Source organism: Corynebacterium sp. MSK310, from assembly GCF_030227355.1.
Taxonomy (GTDB): domain Bacteria; phylum Actinomycetota; class Actinomycetes; order Mycobacteriales; family Mycobacteriaceae; genus Corynebacterium; species Corynebacterium rhinophilum.
On sequence record NZ_JASPFZ010000003.1, the window covers coordinates 75,035 to 88,041 of the forward strand.

Annotated in this window: 7 protein-coding genes and 3 pseudogenes; 4 read left to right on the top strand and 6 right to left on the bottom strand. The window is 59.4% G+C overall.

What is annotated here, in order from left to right; translation table 11 throughout:
• Positions 1-444: 444 nt before the first annotated feature.
• The 4 genes from QP891_RS03970 to QP891_RS03985 form a co-directional block, all read right to left on the bottom strand.
• Complete coding sequence (locus tag QP891_RS03970) at positions 445-1,020, bottom strand: hypothetical protein (RefSeq protein WP_284805977.1); 576 nt, start codon at positions 1,018-1,020, stop codon at positions 445-447.
• A gap of 304 nt (positions 1,021-1,324) precedes the next feature.
• The gene (locus QP891_RS03975; RefSeq protein WP_284771293.1) at positions 1,325-4,813 is read right to left on the bottom strand and encodes a choice-of-anchor M domain-containing protein; all 3,489 of its coding nucleotides are present in this window, start codon (positions 4,811-4,813) and stop codon (positions 1,325-1,327) included.
• A gap of 485 nt (positions 4,814-5,298) precedes the next feature.
• A complete protein-coding gene (locus QP891_RS03980; RefSeq protein ID WP_284771294.1) occupies positions 5,299-5,448 on the bottom strand; it encodes a hypothetical protein in 150 nt (49 codons plus the stop codon).
• Between the two features lie 165 nt (positions 5,449-5,613).
• On the bottom strand, positions 5,614-6,408 hold the full coding sequence (locus QP891_RS03985) for a siderophore-interacting protein (RefSeq protein WP_284784390.1): 795 nt from the start codon (positions 6,406-6,408) through the stop codon (positions 5,614-5,616).
• 128 nt (positions 6,409-6,536) lie between these two features.
• Here QP891_RS03985 and QP891_RS03990 point away from each other — a divergent pair, with 128 nt between their 5' ends.
• From QP891_RS03990 to QP891_RS04005, 4 genes and pseudogenes are all read left to right on the top strand, one after another.
• Positions 6,537-7,484 carry an ABC transporter substrate-binding protein gene (locus QP891_RS03990; protein WP_284784392.1) on the top strand — a complete coding sequence of 316 codons (948 nt, stop codon included), beginning with the start codon at positions 6,537-6,539 and terminating at the stop codon, positions 7,482-7,484.
• Positions 7,485-7,859, top strand: a pseudogene (locus QP891_RS03995) (iron chelate uptake ABC transporter family permease subunit); the annotation flags it as partial.
• A pseudogene (gene rplE, locus QP891_RS04000) lies at positions 7,846-8,190 on the top strand (50S ribosomal protein L5); the annotation flags it as partial. The pseudogenes QP891_RS03995 and rplE, both read left to right, overlap by 14 nt.
• 126 nt (positions 8,191-8,316) lie before the next feature.
• Positions 8,317-9,099: pseudogene (locus QP891_RS04005) on the top strand (formate/nitrite transporter family protein).
• Positions 9,100-9,154: 55 nt separating this feature from the next.
• On the opposite strand, the gene QP891_RS04010 reads toward QP891_RS04005, so the two are convergent.
• Positions 9,155-11,623, bottom strand: coding sequence for a GNAT family N-acetyltransferase (locus QP891_RS04010; RefSeq protein WP_284770197.1), 2,469 nt, complete (start codon positions 11,621-11,623; stop codon positions 9,155-9,157).
• Entirely contained in the window at positions 11,623-12,972 is a 1,350-nt protein-coding gene (locus tag QP891_RS04015) for a lysine N(6)-hydroxylase/L-ornithine N(5)-oxygenase family protein (protein WP_284770196.1), read from the bottom strand. Before QP891_RS04015 ends, QP891_RS04010 begins: the two co-directional genes overlap by 1 nt.
• Between the last annotated feature and the right edge of the window lie 35 nt (positions 12,973-13,007).

Here is a 13,007-nt window from a genome sequence, read left to right on the forward strand (position 1 = left end):
GTTTCTTCTGAGCCTGCCGTTGGTGTTTTCGTTGCTGCCGCGTTCCCACGGCGGTCCTGGGTGGCAGAAGTAGATGGGAATATCAGTGGCCATGGTAAAGGCTATACGGCCAGACACTTCACTTTCTTGGTCCGGTCGTGTCCTCCTTATTAAGCTTTAAAAACATAAGGAACGTCGAAGCTATCATTAGCCCAACGGCGAATGTGTAGTTTGAAGCATTCATTAATCCACCAAAAATGGATAGTACAAATCCGACGATAAAAGCCCCAGATTCCGATCTTGGGTAAGAATCTCTACGTATAAAGGCGTAGTGCAGGGCCATGTATATTACTGCCATAACAAGAGGGAAAAGCCTTAATTCTCCCCAGAAAAAACCCGCTACACAAGTGGATACAAGAATGCTGGCAGGAAGTAAAATAGATTTCGATATGCGACTAAACAAAGCTAATCGCACTTCTCACGGGGAGCTTTCTCCCATCCAATGTTCATGAATTGGCTTAGGTCATAACATTGATCGTCATGGGCCCATTTTCGCTTAGCAGTCAATTTATTCCACGCTGCGGTTGCAGCAACGCTACATGCGGTGCCGAACTTTACTGACTTTCCTAAGAGCCCGCAGACAGTACCTGCGAACCCAGAAGCACCAAGGCTCCAAAACTCCTCGCCCGTCATGTAAATACGGGGACCCCAGTCCCATTCGAGCCTTACGAATGAAGCCGGTGAAGCTTTCACAGGATCGCCCAGTACGTCGTACTCGACAGAAATTCCTTCCGGGAAAACCTTTTTGTAGGTTTCCACCTTTCTTCCGTAGAGGACTACTTCAGATGTTTTTTGGAAATCATCACGCTTTAGTTGGGATCGCCGTTTATGAGGGTCGTGAGAATACTCATCTCCAAAGTTGAACAATTCAACATAGTTTTCGGACGTGACGGCGGAAGGTTCCTGAGCAGTGGCTGGAGCTATAGCTCCACTGGTGATCAAAAGTGCGGACAAGGCGATTGAGCTAAATTTACTTCGCATAATGTTTCTTCGTTAATTGGGGATGAATCAGGAAGCTTGGTAAAACCCAGGCTATCCCATTGAACTATGTCAATGCAGCGCTTCAGTTTAGCTTCCACCCCTATTCGGGGAGAGAATTAAAGGCTTGTGGTGTAAATAACCACTTTAAAACGCAAAATGAGCCCGGCCCGAGCTGGTACTCGACCCTTTTCAAGGCTCAGATCTGCGGTATAGGTTGATGCTTATTGGTTTTTAAGGTCGTGGATCAGTTCCAATTGAGAGGCCGTCGCAATGGGGTGGTGCAACGGCCTCTGGAGTCAAAGGGCTACTGACTGTTCTTGGAGCGCTTTTTCATCAGGGCTATGCCGGCGCCAATAAAGACTGCAGCGAGCACGAGTACCCAACCGACATTGGCACCCGTGGAAGCCAGCGAACCTTTGTGGGAGTTGGAGGAACCTCCGCCGGATCCGGAGCCAGGTCCAGAGCCCCCGTTCGTTGCGCCCTTAGCGGTAGTGGATTTGCTGGAGCCTTCTGACTTCCCAGCGCTATTGCCCTTGGCCGCCTTGGCGCCCGCATTTGATCCAGATGAGTTAGAGGCGTTGGACTTATCGGATCCCGGCTTAGTAGTGCCGGTGCTATTCGGGCCGTTATCCGGTTTGGTAGCACCTGGTTGCTTATTCTTCGAGGAGTCTGCGGGCTTGCCCTCTTCCTTATCGCCTTCTTCGGCAGCGCCTTTTCCGCCGGGCTGGGTGGTTGAATCACCCACGAGGAAGGTAACGGTGTGCCAGTCGGTGAGTTTGTCGCCGTTGTGGTTGACGGCACGCATGTCCATCTCATAGCGGCCTGGTTCTGTAAAAATCCAGTGCGCGTGGACATGGAAAGGCCCGTCCTCAACGCCCTTAATCGTATGGGTACCGTTGCTATCGGCCAAGGTTCGTTCCGGTGTATTCAGGGAGGCAGTGTGGCCGGCCCACCATTTTCCGTCCGTAGGTGCCGACTTGGGGCGAACCTCGATAGCAGCGTCACGGTAGTCTTGCCCGACCTTGATCGTGTCCCATCCCGGCCACACAGCATTGTGATCCTGTTGTAATGGCAGGTGGTAAATCGTCGAGCCAGTCTTTACCATTCCGGTAAAGGACAGGGTCTTAGCCAGAGAGTCAGCGACCGGCACGCGTTGCGTATCGTGAACGCGTAGCGCTACGTCTTCAGGCACGTTGTGGCGGTCGTCTTCGTTGACATAGAAGCCGAGCTTATTGTCCACAACCTTTGGCCCGAAGTCGATGTGGCCCTTGGTAATCTCGCGCTTCTGGGACGGTGTTGCGCTGGGAGCAGGTTCCGTTGTCTCTGGGTTTCGTTCTTTCGACGGCGCGGTGCTTTCCGTGCCGTTATCGGCGGAGCTTCCGGCATCGTTCTCGGTCGTGCCATCGGTACTGTCGTTGGATCCGCCTTCAGACGCATTGTTGTTTCCCTTAGTTGGTGGGGTAGCAGATGATGAATCCTCGCTAGCTACCTTGAAACGCAGAATGGCCTTTTTCGCGGTTTTGCCGTCTTTTTCGGCTACCGTGACACCAACTTCATACGTACCGGGCTTGTTGAATGCCCAGTTAAGGTGCATGTGGTCTGGGCCTTCGGTGGTATAGGAATGCGTACCATCGCTGCCGGCAAGGCGCTGGTCCAGGCCGGTTTGATCAGCCAGGTATGCCAACCATTCGCCGTCCTTCGGGGCTTTGACGGGGGTAAAGGTAAAGGTGTAATTCTTCTTGGTGTCCTGGTAGGCATCTTCGGTGCTTATCCCAGGCCACACCACGCCGGTGCGCTGTGTCTCTGGCAGGACGTAGGCAGCGCTGCCTTTCTTTCCAAAGTGGGGGATGTCTTTGTCCAAGGTAGTCTTGACCTGCTTGGGAACGCTGAAAAAGACATCGGATGGCTTACGCCAGATTGCACCAATGTGGTAGAGGTTCGTCTCGTCCTTGATGCCCAGGTGTAGCTCACCATCCTCGTGGATAGGGGCGATATCGACGTGACCCCGGTGCAGATTGAGCTCCTTGTTGGGGGCGTCCTTATCCTTCGGGCCCTGCGGTTTGGGCTTGGGGACACTGGGAACCGAAGGCTTTGGGGTCGTGGAAGGTGCCTCAGGGGAAGACTCTTCGGTTGGGGCGGAACCCTCTGACTCTTCTGCTTCTTCCGAGTCCTGCGGCTTCTCTGGTGCGTTGGAGTCTTCTGGCTTCTCCGATCCTTCTTGTTCCGGTGCATCCCCGGAAGCGGAAGCCTCCGGGAACGAGACGGTGGTCTCAGCTACCGGCTTATAAGCGTCTTTATGGGTATGGCTAAATAGCGTGGCGCCGCCGGCATTGGAGCGCGAATCAGGAACGATGCGTAGCATGAGCTGGTAGCCGGGCTGCTTACAGCCCTCGATGAGTTGCTTGCTCGTCCTTAGCCCCGGCCCAGAAGTAAAGCCGATTTCGCAATCTGCAACAGCGTTCTGCGGCAGGCTAGTCATCGGTTCGCCATTTACTTTGTAGAAGCCGCCGGTAACGCGCACCGTGGTACGGTCATCCTCGGGAGCTACGGTGATGTCGATATTACGGTCGTCCTCGCCGTACACTTTACTGGTGGAAACGGTGATATTTGGGCTCGTGATCTCAAGGGGATCGGTCTCAAACGGCTCTAACTCTTCCATCTCTGGGGTAGGAAGCTCGCCGCTTTTCGTTGTGTAAGCTTCCGCATCTTTACCGTCTTTTTCCCCGTCGGTGCTGGTCCAGAACTTTATGGGTTCGGATACCCAGCGTGGGCTTGGGGAATTATTGTCGGGAATGAAGATGGCTTGGAAGTTGGATTCTTCATCACCAATCATTTCATCCCACGAAGCCTTACCGCCTTCTACCTTGCGCTCGGCTAGATAGTGGCCGTTGATGGTGAATACGGCGCGGCCGGAGTCCTTGGCATTGCCGGTATCGAGGGAGAGCGTGGTGAGGATGCCTTCCTTCGCACCCTTGGTATCAGCCGTGGAGGGCGCCATCTTAAACATAGGGGTGTTGGACTCGGAATCTTCGCCTGCGGAGCCTTCAGACTTGGCGTCGTTAAAGGCAGCTTCAAGGTCGGTAATCGTGCGCTCGGCGGGGTTGGTGCCGCCTACCTGCCATACCAGGGTTTGTGGCTCGGAGTGGATGAAGGTGCCATCCTTCTTTCGAGCCGAAGCGCGGTAGGTTACTTCGTAGTGGCCAGGACGGGTAAACGTCGTGGCGTTATGCGTATGCGTGCCTGCATTAACCCAGGTGGTACGGAATCCTGGGTCGTGAGAGGACCAGAGGCGGTTGAGGGGATAGTTCTCGTCGCTGTAGGTAAACAATTCCATGCGGCCGGGGCCCTTGAAATCAACGATTTCCATGTTGAAGGATTTATCGCGGAATTGATCGGTGGGAAGATCTGCGGCGGCACCGAACCCAGCCCAGATGGGCATGGTGTTTTTGGGAAAGCCGACCGCGGGGCCGCCGTAGTACATGAGCTGGTTTTTCTCGGCATTGAGAAACTCGAAGCGCGGGTCATCAGGAACGCGCCAGGCATAGGCCCCCAAGCCTCCATCGACGCGGCCGTGGCTGACCCAGTTGATCGTGTCCTCGATGGGGACTAGGCCCGCACTATTGGACATGAGTTTGAAGTTTCCGTCCTTCCACACCGCGTGCGGGGAATCCACGTGCGTTTGGGTGCGGACAAGGGGGGCTTCCTTAGCGAGGGCGAAGGGAGCGTAGAATAACGCGAGCGCCAAGGCCACGACTATGGTGGCAAGGCGGGTTAATGAGTTGGGCAAGGGCATAAGGTTCTCCCAAGGTTAAGTGCAGTGAACTTTTATACAGCTGGGGCGAATATTACACTATTGCAAACAGTTATCGTTAACACTGTTGAAAAATAGTGAGCCTTTGCCCGAGAGCTGGGAAAGAAGATATAGAAATTTCCCACCTCCGGTTGCGGAAGCGGGGACGGTGTAAGGCTGAGGAAAAGGAGCGGATAAGCGAAAGGCGGGCGAGTGACCGCAGTGTTGCTGAGCAGTGAAGCTCTGTCGTCTGCGGTGCGGGTAGTTCCCTCGTGTCCCCATACGCTTGAGTCCCCGGCTAGGCCTTGTTTACCGGAGTCATAGAGATCGGTTGCGGTATAGATGAGCCAGTTCTGGGCAGAGTTTCCAGTGCGCACACATAGCTTGTCGCCGATGGTGACCTTGTGCCCGTTAGTTGACCCATCGTAGAGATTATTGGAACCGGCAGGTACGGCGGCGCCGGTGTGCCCAGCGATAACGACGATATCTTAGGCATTTGTTCCGGGCAGGGAGTAGGGGCGGTCTGCGGCAGTATAAGTGCAGGCCTTGTCCATGGTGTCGGGGTCTATAGCGCCATCGACTACCCGGCATGCGCCCGCGGCAAATTGCGCATGGACGTCAATGGCAAGGATAAACATTTCTACACCTGCAGACGGTTCGATTACGGGAGCATTTTCTGCAGAAACTTCGTTAGTATCTAGTCCTTGAGGCGAGCTGATGCTGCGTTCGGGCGTATTGAGGCTGCGATCGATCGTGCTGATGATGGGAATCGTTGCAACGACCCTCTGAACTCAAGTTCTTCTTTACGGCCGGGCTCTTCCATAGAACCAGTAGGGCACCCACGTGACGTCGTCTGAAGAAAGGCCCCAGTCTTTCACCGCGAGGCCCCGAACCTTCTTCGCCAAGTCCCCTTCGCCGGAGACCCACACGTAGCCTGGTGCCGGCGCACCGGCATAATCTGCTTTCAGCGCGGCAACAACAGATTCCGCTTCCTGGTGCGGCTCGGTGCGAAGGACGCTCAGACTGCGCACGCTCGTTTTCCACCTGGCCGCGAGCCCAGGTTCTATCTCGTCATCGCTAGTTACCACGGCCATAACGTCGGTACGGGCGAGCATCGCCGGGTCACGGCCTTCTTGGTAGGCAAGGATATGTCGCAGGGCCGGCAGTGCGGAGGCATCGGCGACCAATAGTTGTGGTGCTTCGGTTGGCTGCCACAGCTCGTTGCAGGTAAAGAACCCCGCTGTATCGCCGGGCTGCGCGTTCCGAATCCATCGCGAGCCGGGCCCGGAATCGCCGTGGGTCACCACGTCGACATCGACTGTGGCGTCCTCAGGGTGGAGCGCGCGAATGGTGTACCAGCGCAGATCGGGCCTAGTTTCTTCGCCTATAGCGGCAACGGCTGCCCGGATATTGACCCCGTCGACGGGGAAGGGTGAGAATTCTTGCCCGGCTTGCGGCATGACGAGGCCAAAGAATTCATCAGGGCCGGCGAGCTGATACGTCCGGAAGGCCTCGGCGTGAAACGTCAAACGGTGCAGGCGCGGGCGGATCTGTTTATTGGCAGTCAGGGTTACGGGAATCAGTTGGTGTTCAGGCATCGGCGACGATTGTAGGGAGGAGTTCATGCACCCAACATACTCCTGCAAAGCTAAGCCTTGCCTATGCACTGGGCCGGCGTCTAAGATGAGCAACGTTATTTTCCTCCTTGATTGAAAGGGCTAGCCTCATGAAGATTTTTGGGCGCCGTACCATGGGTGTTGTGGCACTGCTGTCCGTCGGAGCCGTCGCATTAGCCGGTTGCTCGCGCGGTGAGGGCGATGAGAGCACGCAGTCCACCGATGCAGCCAGCGAGGAGCGGGTGGCTAGCCTGGGCTTGGGTGATGCCGATACGCTGCTCGCCCTGGGTATTACTCCCGTGACGGTGGCGCCGTGGGGCGCTGAGGGCGATGGCGATCCTTCCGGCGTTGGCCCGTGGGCAAAGAAGCTTCTGGGCGATGCAAAGCCGGAGGTCATCTACAACACCGCAACGGGCTTTACCGCGGAGACCTTTGAGCAGATCACCGCTGCAGACCCCACCAAGATCATTGCGGTGAACCAGGCAGTGGATGCGCGCACGAAGGAATCCTTGGAAGAGATCGCGGCAACCACCGTCAAGCCGGATGAGTATGAAGACTGGCAGGTTCCCTGGGAAGACCAGGTAGAGGCCATCGCGGACGCCGTTGACAAGGAAGACGAAGGCGATAAGCTTATCGCTGATACCGAGAAGGCCTTCGAGGAATTCCGCCGCGAGCACACCGAATTGCAGGGCAAGTCCGCGGCCATCGTCATGCCTTATGACGGCAAGATTGGCCTGTACACCGATGAGGACGGGCGCGGACAGTTCATCGAGGATCTAGGCATGGAGATCCCGGATGAGCTGCAGGGCGATGGCAGCAGCTTCTTCGTTGACATTGCCCCGGAAAACTACGCGAAGCTCAACCAGGTTGATCACCTCTTCGTCTTGGACTACAACGGCTCCGCGGATGTCTTGAAGAAGGATAAGACCTTCCAGGGCCTGGATATTGTCAAGGATGGGCGTGTGCGCTACCTGGACACGGATACCGGCAACGCCATGAGCATGCCGAACCCAGTGACCATTCCGTGGGCAATGGATAAGTTTGAAGAGAAGCTGTAATTGTCAGCAACCACGAAGGGCGGACCGATTATCCAGACGGGTTCCACAACGGAAGGTCCCGCAGTCACACCAGTAATGACGCGGGGAAGGGGCGGCACGCCGTTTCTTGTTGCCCTCATCCTCGCCAGCCTCGTGCTGGCGGTGGCGTCCTTGGCGCTAGGTTCGCGTTCGATTCCGCCCGATGAGGTCATCGCCGCGCTGCGCGGAGCGGGGGAGCAGGATATTCGCGATATCGTGTGGAACCTGCGCATGCCGCGCACCTTCTTGGCCTATTTCGCCGGGGCGGCCCTTGCCGTCGCCGGTGTCTTGGCGCAATCGTGGACCAGGAACCCGCTAGCGGACCCCGGATTTATCGGCATTACCGCAGGCGCGTCGTGCTAAGAAGTCCATCGCGAACTTCAAGCTTCGTGAGCGCATGCCCATCGGCGCACGCGTTACCCTGCGCGGCGACCGTATGTGGGAGTTCCTGGACCGCCTGCTGACCATCGCGCTGCCACGTATTCGTGACTTCCGCGGTCTCTCTGATCAGCAGTTCGACGGCCATGTCAACTACACCTTCGGCCTGTCCGAGCAGTCTATGTTCTACGAGACCGACATTGACAAGATCGATCGTCCCCGTGGTATGGACATCACCGTCGTTACCACCGCTACCAACGACGAGGAGGGCCGCAAGCTCCTGCGCGAGCTCGGCTTCCCGTTCAAGTAAGCACTCGCTTACGGCCTTAAGCCCCAGCTTTCCGATGCCCCCTTTCGGGCACCGCAGGCTGGGGTTTTCGCATGCGTGGGGTACCATGTATGGGTCGATTTTGCTCCTCTTTCAAGGATTGTCTGCATGTCCCTCAATGAGTCCGTGGCCGCCGCGGTCACGAAGAAAACCGCTCTGCTTGACCAGTCGCCGTCGCGCTTTATCGTGCGCGCCATCCTGTGGCGTGTACCTGCTCATCGGCACGGCCTTTGCCTGCGCCGTGGCACAAGCGGTGGAAAAGAACTTCGAAGGCTTGGGCAGCGTCGCCTTCGCCTTCCTCTTCGGCCTCGGCCTGTTTGCCATCATCATCTTGGGCGCTGACCTTGCGACCGGCAACATGCTGTTCATGGTCTACGGAGCCGCCAATAAGCAGGTGACATTGGCAAAGGCATTCTGGCTCATTATCGTGACCACGGTGTTCAACCTCGTGGGTGCGGCGAACCTCGCCGCCGCGTTGGGGTCTCCGCGAAGTTCGGCAACCTGCCGGTCGATCACATCATCGTCACGCTCACCGACGCCAAGCTGGCGAAGGGGCCGGCGGGCATGCTCGTCGAGGGCATCCTGGCTAACTTCGTGGTCAACATGTCCATCGTGGGTGGCATCTTCGCCAAGGAGATCATCTCGAAGTTCATCGTCATCGTCCCGTTCATCGCGGCGTTCGTGGGCATGGGCCTCGAGCACGTCATCGCGAACTTCTGCCTAGTGTGCCTCACGTTCTTTGACGCGGGCGCGTTCCCGGAGCACTTCACGCTCGGCGCGGTGCTGACCAACTGGGTCATCGTTTGGGTGGGCAACGTCATTGGCGGCGGCTTCCTCATCGGCGGCGTGTACGCCTGGCTCAACAAGGGCCCGGAGGCATACCGCGACTAGGCTGCGGCGTAGTACGCGAGAAGGCCAACCCCGCACGAGCGGGGTTGGCCTTTACTTATCGCGCCGTCGATTCTGAAGAATGCAACGGGTTGTCCATGTCCCCGGCGTAGATGAGCGAGGACTCCTGGTCGCCCAGGTTTACCATCGATAGCGGGTTGCGCAACTGCAAGCGGTTGAGGCAGGAGTGCTTGAACTGCGACGCGAGCACCGGGAGTTTCTCTAGCGTGCCGGGGAAGCGGCGTTCGTAATCCAGCACGACTGCACGGCAGCTGAGCCAAAACTCGGTCTCAGTGAGCAATCCCTTCCGGTCGAAGAGCGCGGCGAGGTGGCGCAGCACGCCGTCGAGGACGTCGGTGTGGATAGATAGCGCGCGCTGGGCACCGGTGAAGTCGCCGTGATCGACCTGCAGGCGCTCCAGTCCCGCAGGCACGTCCACGCGGGCGTCGACGACCGCGGCCTCTTCTCCTAGGTCCTTGAAGAACGCGCCGACGGGCGCGCCGTTGTCGAGCTCGAGGATCACGTTCTCGCTGTGCGGCATGAACACGATTCCGTACTGGGCGAGCGCGTGGAGGACTGGGACAAGGTACACGTCGAGCAGCCGGCGCAGCCATTCTTGCGGCGGCAGACCCGATTGTGCGATCCACTCGGCGGCGAGTGACTCGCCTGCCGGGTCGACGTAGAGGCAGCCCGCCAGAGTCACGGCCACGCTCGTGGCGGATAGCTGCGGCATGGGCGAGTCGCGCCACAGCGCGGAGAGCATTTTCTCACGCTCGCTTGTTGAGCCCGCGGGCAGCGGGTGGCGGTGGTAGGTGTCGCCGCGGTAGCCCACGGCGACGATTTCTTTGAGCAGACGCACGTTGCGGGCCCGGAATTCCGGATCGACATTGAGCTGTTGGGCTAACCAATCGTTGATGGCGGGCGTGGTTTCCATGTACGCCGGCGAGAGCCCGCGGACGAACCCCATGTTGCGAATGCCCACGGCCGTCTTGACATACGGCAGCGCCGGGCGCGAGTGGTTGAAGAACGTCCGCAGCGACTGCTGGGGACGGAATAGGTCGCTGCTGGTGCCGATGTACACCAGATCCCGGGAAATGAGCTGGTCAAAAAAGATCGTGGAGATGCAATTGTCCCACTGCCACGGGTGCAGCGGCAGCGGCACATAGTCATCCGGTGCGCAGCCCAATTCTGCGAGCGCCTGTTCATAGCGCGGACCGAGGTCCCCGAGCTGCTCGGCGAAGAACCCGGCTAGGTCCGCGACGTCTTCTGATGCCGCCACCACGCAGTGCTCCCGCTTGGCGGCGAGCCACACGATGTGTATGTCGGCTCCCGCCTCCGGCGCGTAGGCGCGCAGCTCGGTAAGGCTCATCCCGCCGCGCCCCGAATTCGCGAGGAACCCGGGGTGCCCCTCATACATTGCTGACTCAGCGGTCACGAGATAGTCCGCCTGGGCATTCGCACGCTCCTGGGCGCTGGCGGCGAGCTGCGGTGCGCGCAAGCTTTGCGCGGCGGGGCGCGTCGCGAGGGCGCGGGCACGGCCGACGAGGGTCGCCTGAATCTCCTCGATGTAGGTGTGCAGGAACCCCGGTTGTATGCCCAGCTGTTCTGCGGCCCCGGCGATGAGCTCGGCCAGGTGCAGCGGGGCGGCATCGGCAGCTTCGATGCTTTCGGGGACGACTTCGAGATGCGCCAGCCCGTACTGGTGGGCCGAAAAGCTCAGCTCCCGCGGCCCAAAGTGGACCGACCATCGTTCGGAGTCCGGGTGAAAGCTTGGCGTCAGCAGTCTTTCATGGCTAAATTCGCGGATGGCCTTGGCGATGAGCTGGCGCTCAGCGGTCTCGGCCGCGCACAGCGCATTCGCCACCGGCGACAGCGAGGCGCGCGCGGCAGCCGCTGAGGAATAGAAGTCTGAGGCGGTACAACGCTGCACCCGTGCCGTCTTCGTGTGCCCGCCTTGGAGCAGGCGGATCTCGTTAAGTCCCGGAACATCGAGGAAGCCGGCCTCGGCGTTCTTGCGGTGAATCGCGCCATTGGCTACGTCGGGCTCCACGAGGAGTTCGCGGAAACCCCGGCAATCGATGAGCCAGCGGATGACCGCGGCGAAAAGGCTACTGGTTAGCCCAGAAACGTGGGCACCGGCCGGCGGGGCGACGAGGAAGTGCAGTCCGCGTAGTGGCTCTTCCAGCGTCAACTCCCTGATACCAGCAGCCTCCGAGCTAGCAGCCTCGGCCAACACCGAGTCCAGCACCACGCGGCGCGGGTCGTAGTCCTCGACGATGCCCATCGGTCTGTGCGGGGCGGCAGGGTGCGGGTGCAGCTCGAGGATCCAGGCTTCTTCGTGCGGGGAGGCGCGGAGCCGGTCGTATTCGACGGCGACGTCGTTGACGCTGGCCTGTTGCATACCCCAGAATGCGCAGTGAGGATCGGTGAGCCACCCGTGGACAAGCTCGGTGTCGGCGGGGGTGAGCGGGCGAAGGCGCACCGTGCCGTGGGGAGTGAAGATGTCGTCACGTTCGGTATTGAGCATTACTGACCCCCGAAGGTCTGGAAGGCGACGGAACGCTCGATGGGATAGTACTCGCGGCCGGTGATGGCCTTGAGAATAATGGAGTTCCTCCACGGTCCCATCCCGAGGTCGGGCGCGATGAGCGAATGAAGGTGTTCCTCGGCGTTTTGGACGAAGAGCGACTGGGCGGCGTCGATGGCGAATCCGGGATCGATGGCCAGGCGCCCGGCCGTGTCGAACTGGACTTCTTCGCGTGCGGTCTCCAGGAAGCTGGGGAAGAGCGGGGCCTTGTAGCCGGTGGCGAGCACCAGCGCGTTTGTCGCGTGCGTGCGGGTTTCGCCGGTCTCGCCGTGGGTCAACGTCAGCTGGAACGGGGCGGACGCGTCTGTGTCGCACAGTGCCGCGCTCCAGCCGGCCAGGAGCGTCGAGGCGAATGGGCGCGGCAGGCCCTTCGTGATGGACAACCGGTAGTAGGTGTCGTAGATGTGATTGACGAGCTGGCCGGAGATTCCCTTGTAAAGATTGCGCTGCTCGCGGTTGAGCCGGTCGCGCGTCGCGGCGTCCAGGCCGCGGAAGAACTGCGCGTACTCGGGGCTAGTCATCTCGAGGGTGAGCTTGGTGTATTCCATGGGGAAGAAGCGCCCCGAGCGGGTGACCCAGTCCAGCCGCGTGCCCCGGTACGCGGCAGGTTCCATGAGATCGGCGTAAATCTCGGCCGCGGACTGCCCCGACCCGATGAGGGTGACGGACTCCTGGGCGAGCAACTCCTTCTTGTGCTCAAGATAGTCCGCCGAGTGCACGGCGAGCCCGGCTTCCGGCGCAGCCCGCAGCTCGCCGGGGATAAACGGCGTGGTGCCCACTCCGACCACGACGTTGCGGCTGAGCACCGTGCAGGTGCCCCGCGGCCCGTTGACGGTGACCTCCCACAGATCGTCGACGCGGCGCACCGACGTCACCGTGGAGTTCCACTCGAGCGTGCTCAGCTGCTGGGAGACCCAGGCGCAGTAATCGGAGTATTCCTCGCGCAGCGGGTTGAAATCCTCCTTGATGTAGAACTGGTGGATGCGCCCTTGCTGCTTGCAGTAGTTGAGGAAACTGTACGGGCTCGTGGGATCGGCGAGGGTGACCAGATCGGCCATGAACGGAACCTGGATCGTCGTCCCAGGAATCATCATCCCGGGGTGCCAGCAAAATTCCGCGCGCGAATCGAAGAACGCCGCGCGCAGCACGCCGCCGTCAACCAGCGGCTGGCTCAGCGCCGCCAAGCCCAGGTTGAACGGCCCGATCCCGATGCCCACCAGATCATAGGGCTTAATGCTAGATTCGGCATCAGCGACGGCGGCAGTGCGGGCGGTGGTGGAAGAAGACATGACAAACTCCTGTTTTAAGTTTCTGTGGGTCGTGG

Bases quoted from the DNA above. Each gene is read 5' to 3' on its own strand.
- QP891_RS03990 (WP_284784392.1), top strand. From the start codon at position 6,537: ATGAAGATTTTTGGGCGCCGTACCATGGGTGTTGTGGCACTGCTGTCC.
- QP891_RS04010 (WP_284770197.1), bottom strand. From the start codon at position 11,623: ATGCTCAATACCGAACGTGACGACATCTTCACTCCCCACGGCACGGTG.
- QP891_RS03985 (WP_284784390.1), bottom strand. From the start codon at position 6,408: ATGCCTGAACACCAACTGATTCCCGTAACCCTGACTGCCAATAAACAG.
- QP891_RS03980 (WP_284771294.1), bottom strand. From the start codon at position 5,448: ATGTTTATCCTTGCCATTGACGTCCATGCGCAATTTGCCGCGGGCGCA.
- QP891_RS04015 (WP_284770196.1), bottom strand. From the start codon at position 12,972: ATGTCTTCTTCCACCACCGCCCGCACTGCCGCCGTCGCTGATGCCGAA.
- QP891_RS03975 (WP_284771293.1), bottom strand. From the start codon at position 4,813: ATGCCCTTGCCCAACTCATTAACCCGCCTTGCCACCATAGTCGTGGCC.
- QP891_RS03970 (WP_284805977.1), bottom strand. From the start codon at position 1,020: ATGCGAAGTAAATTTAGCTCAATCGCCTTGTCCGCACTTTTGATCACC.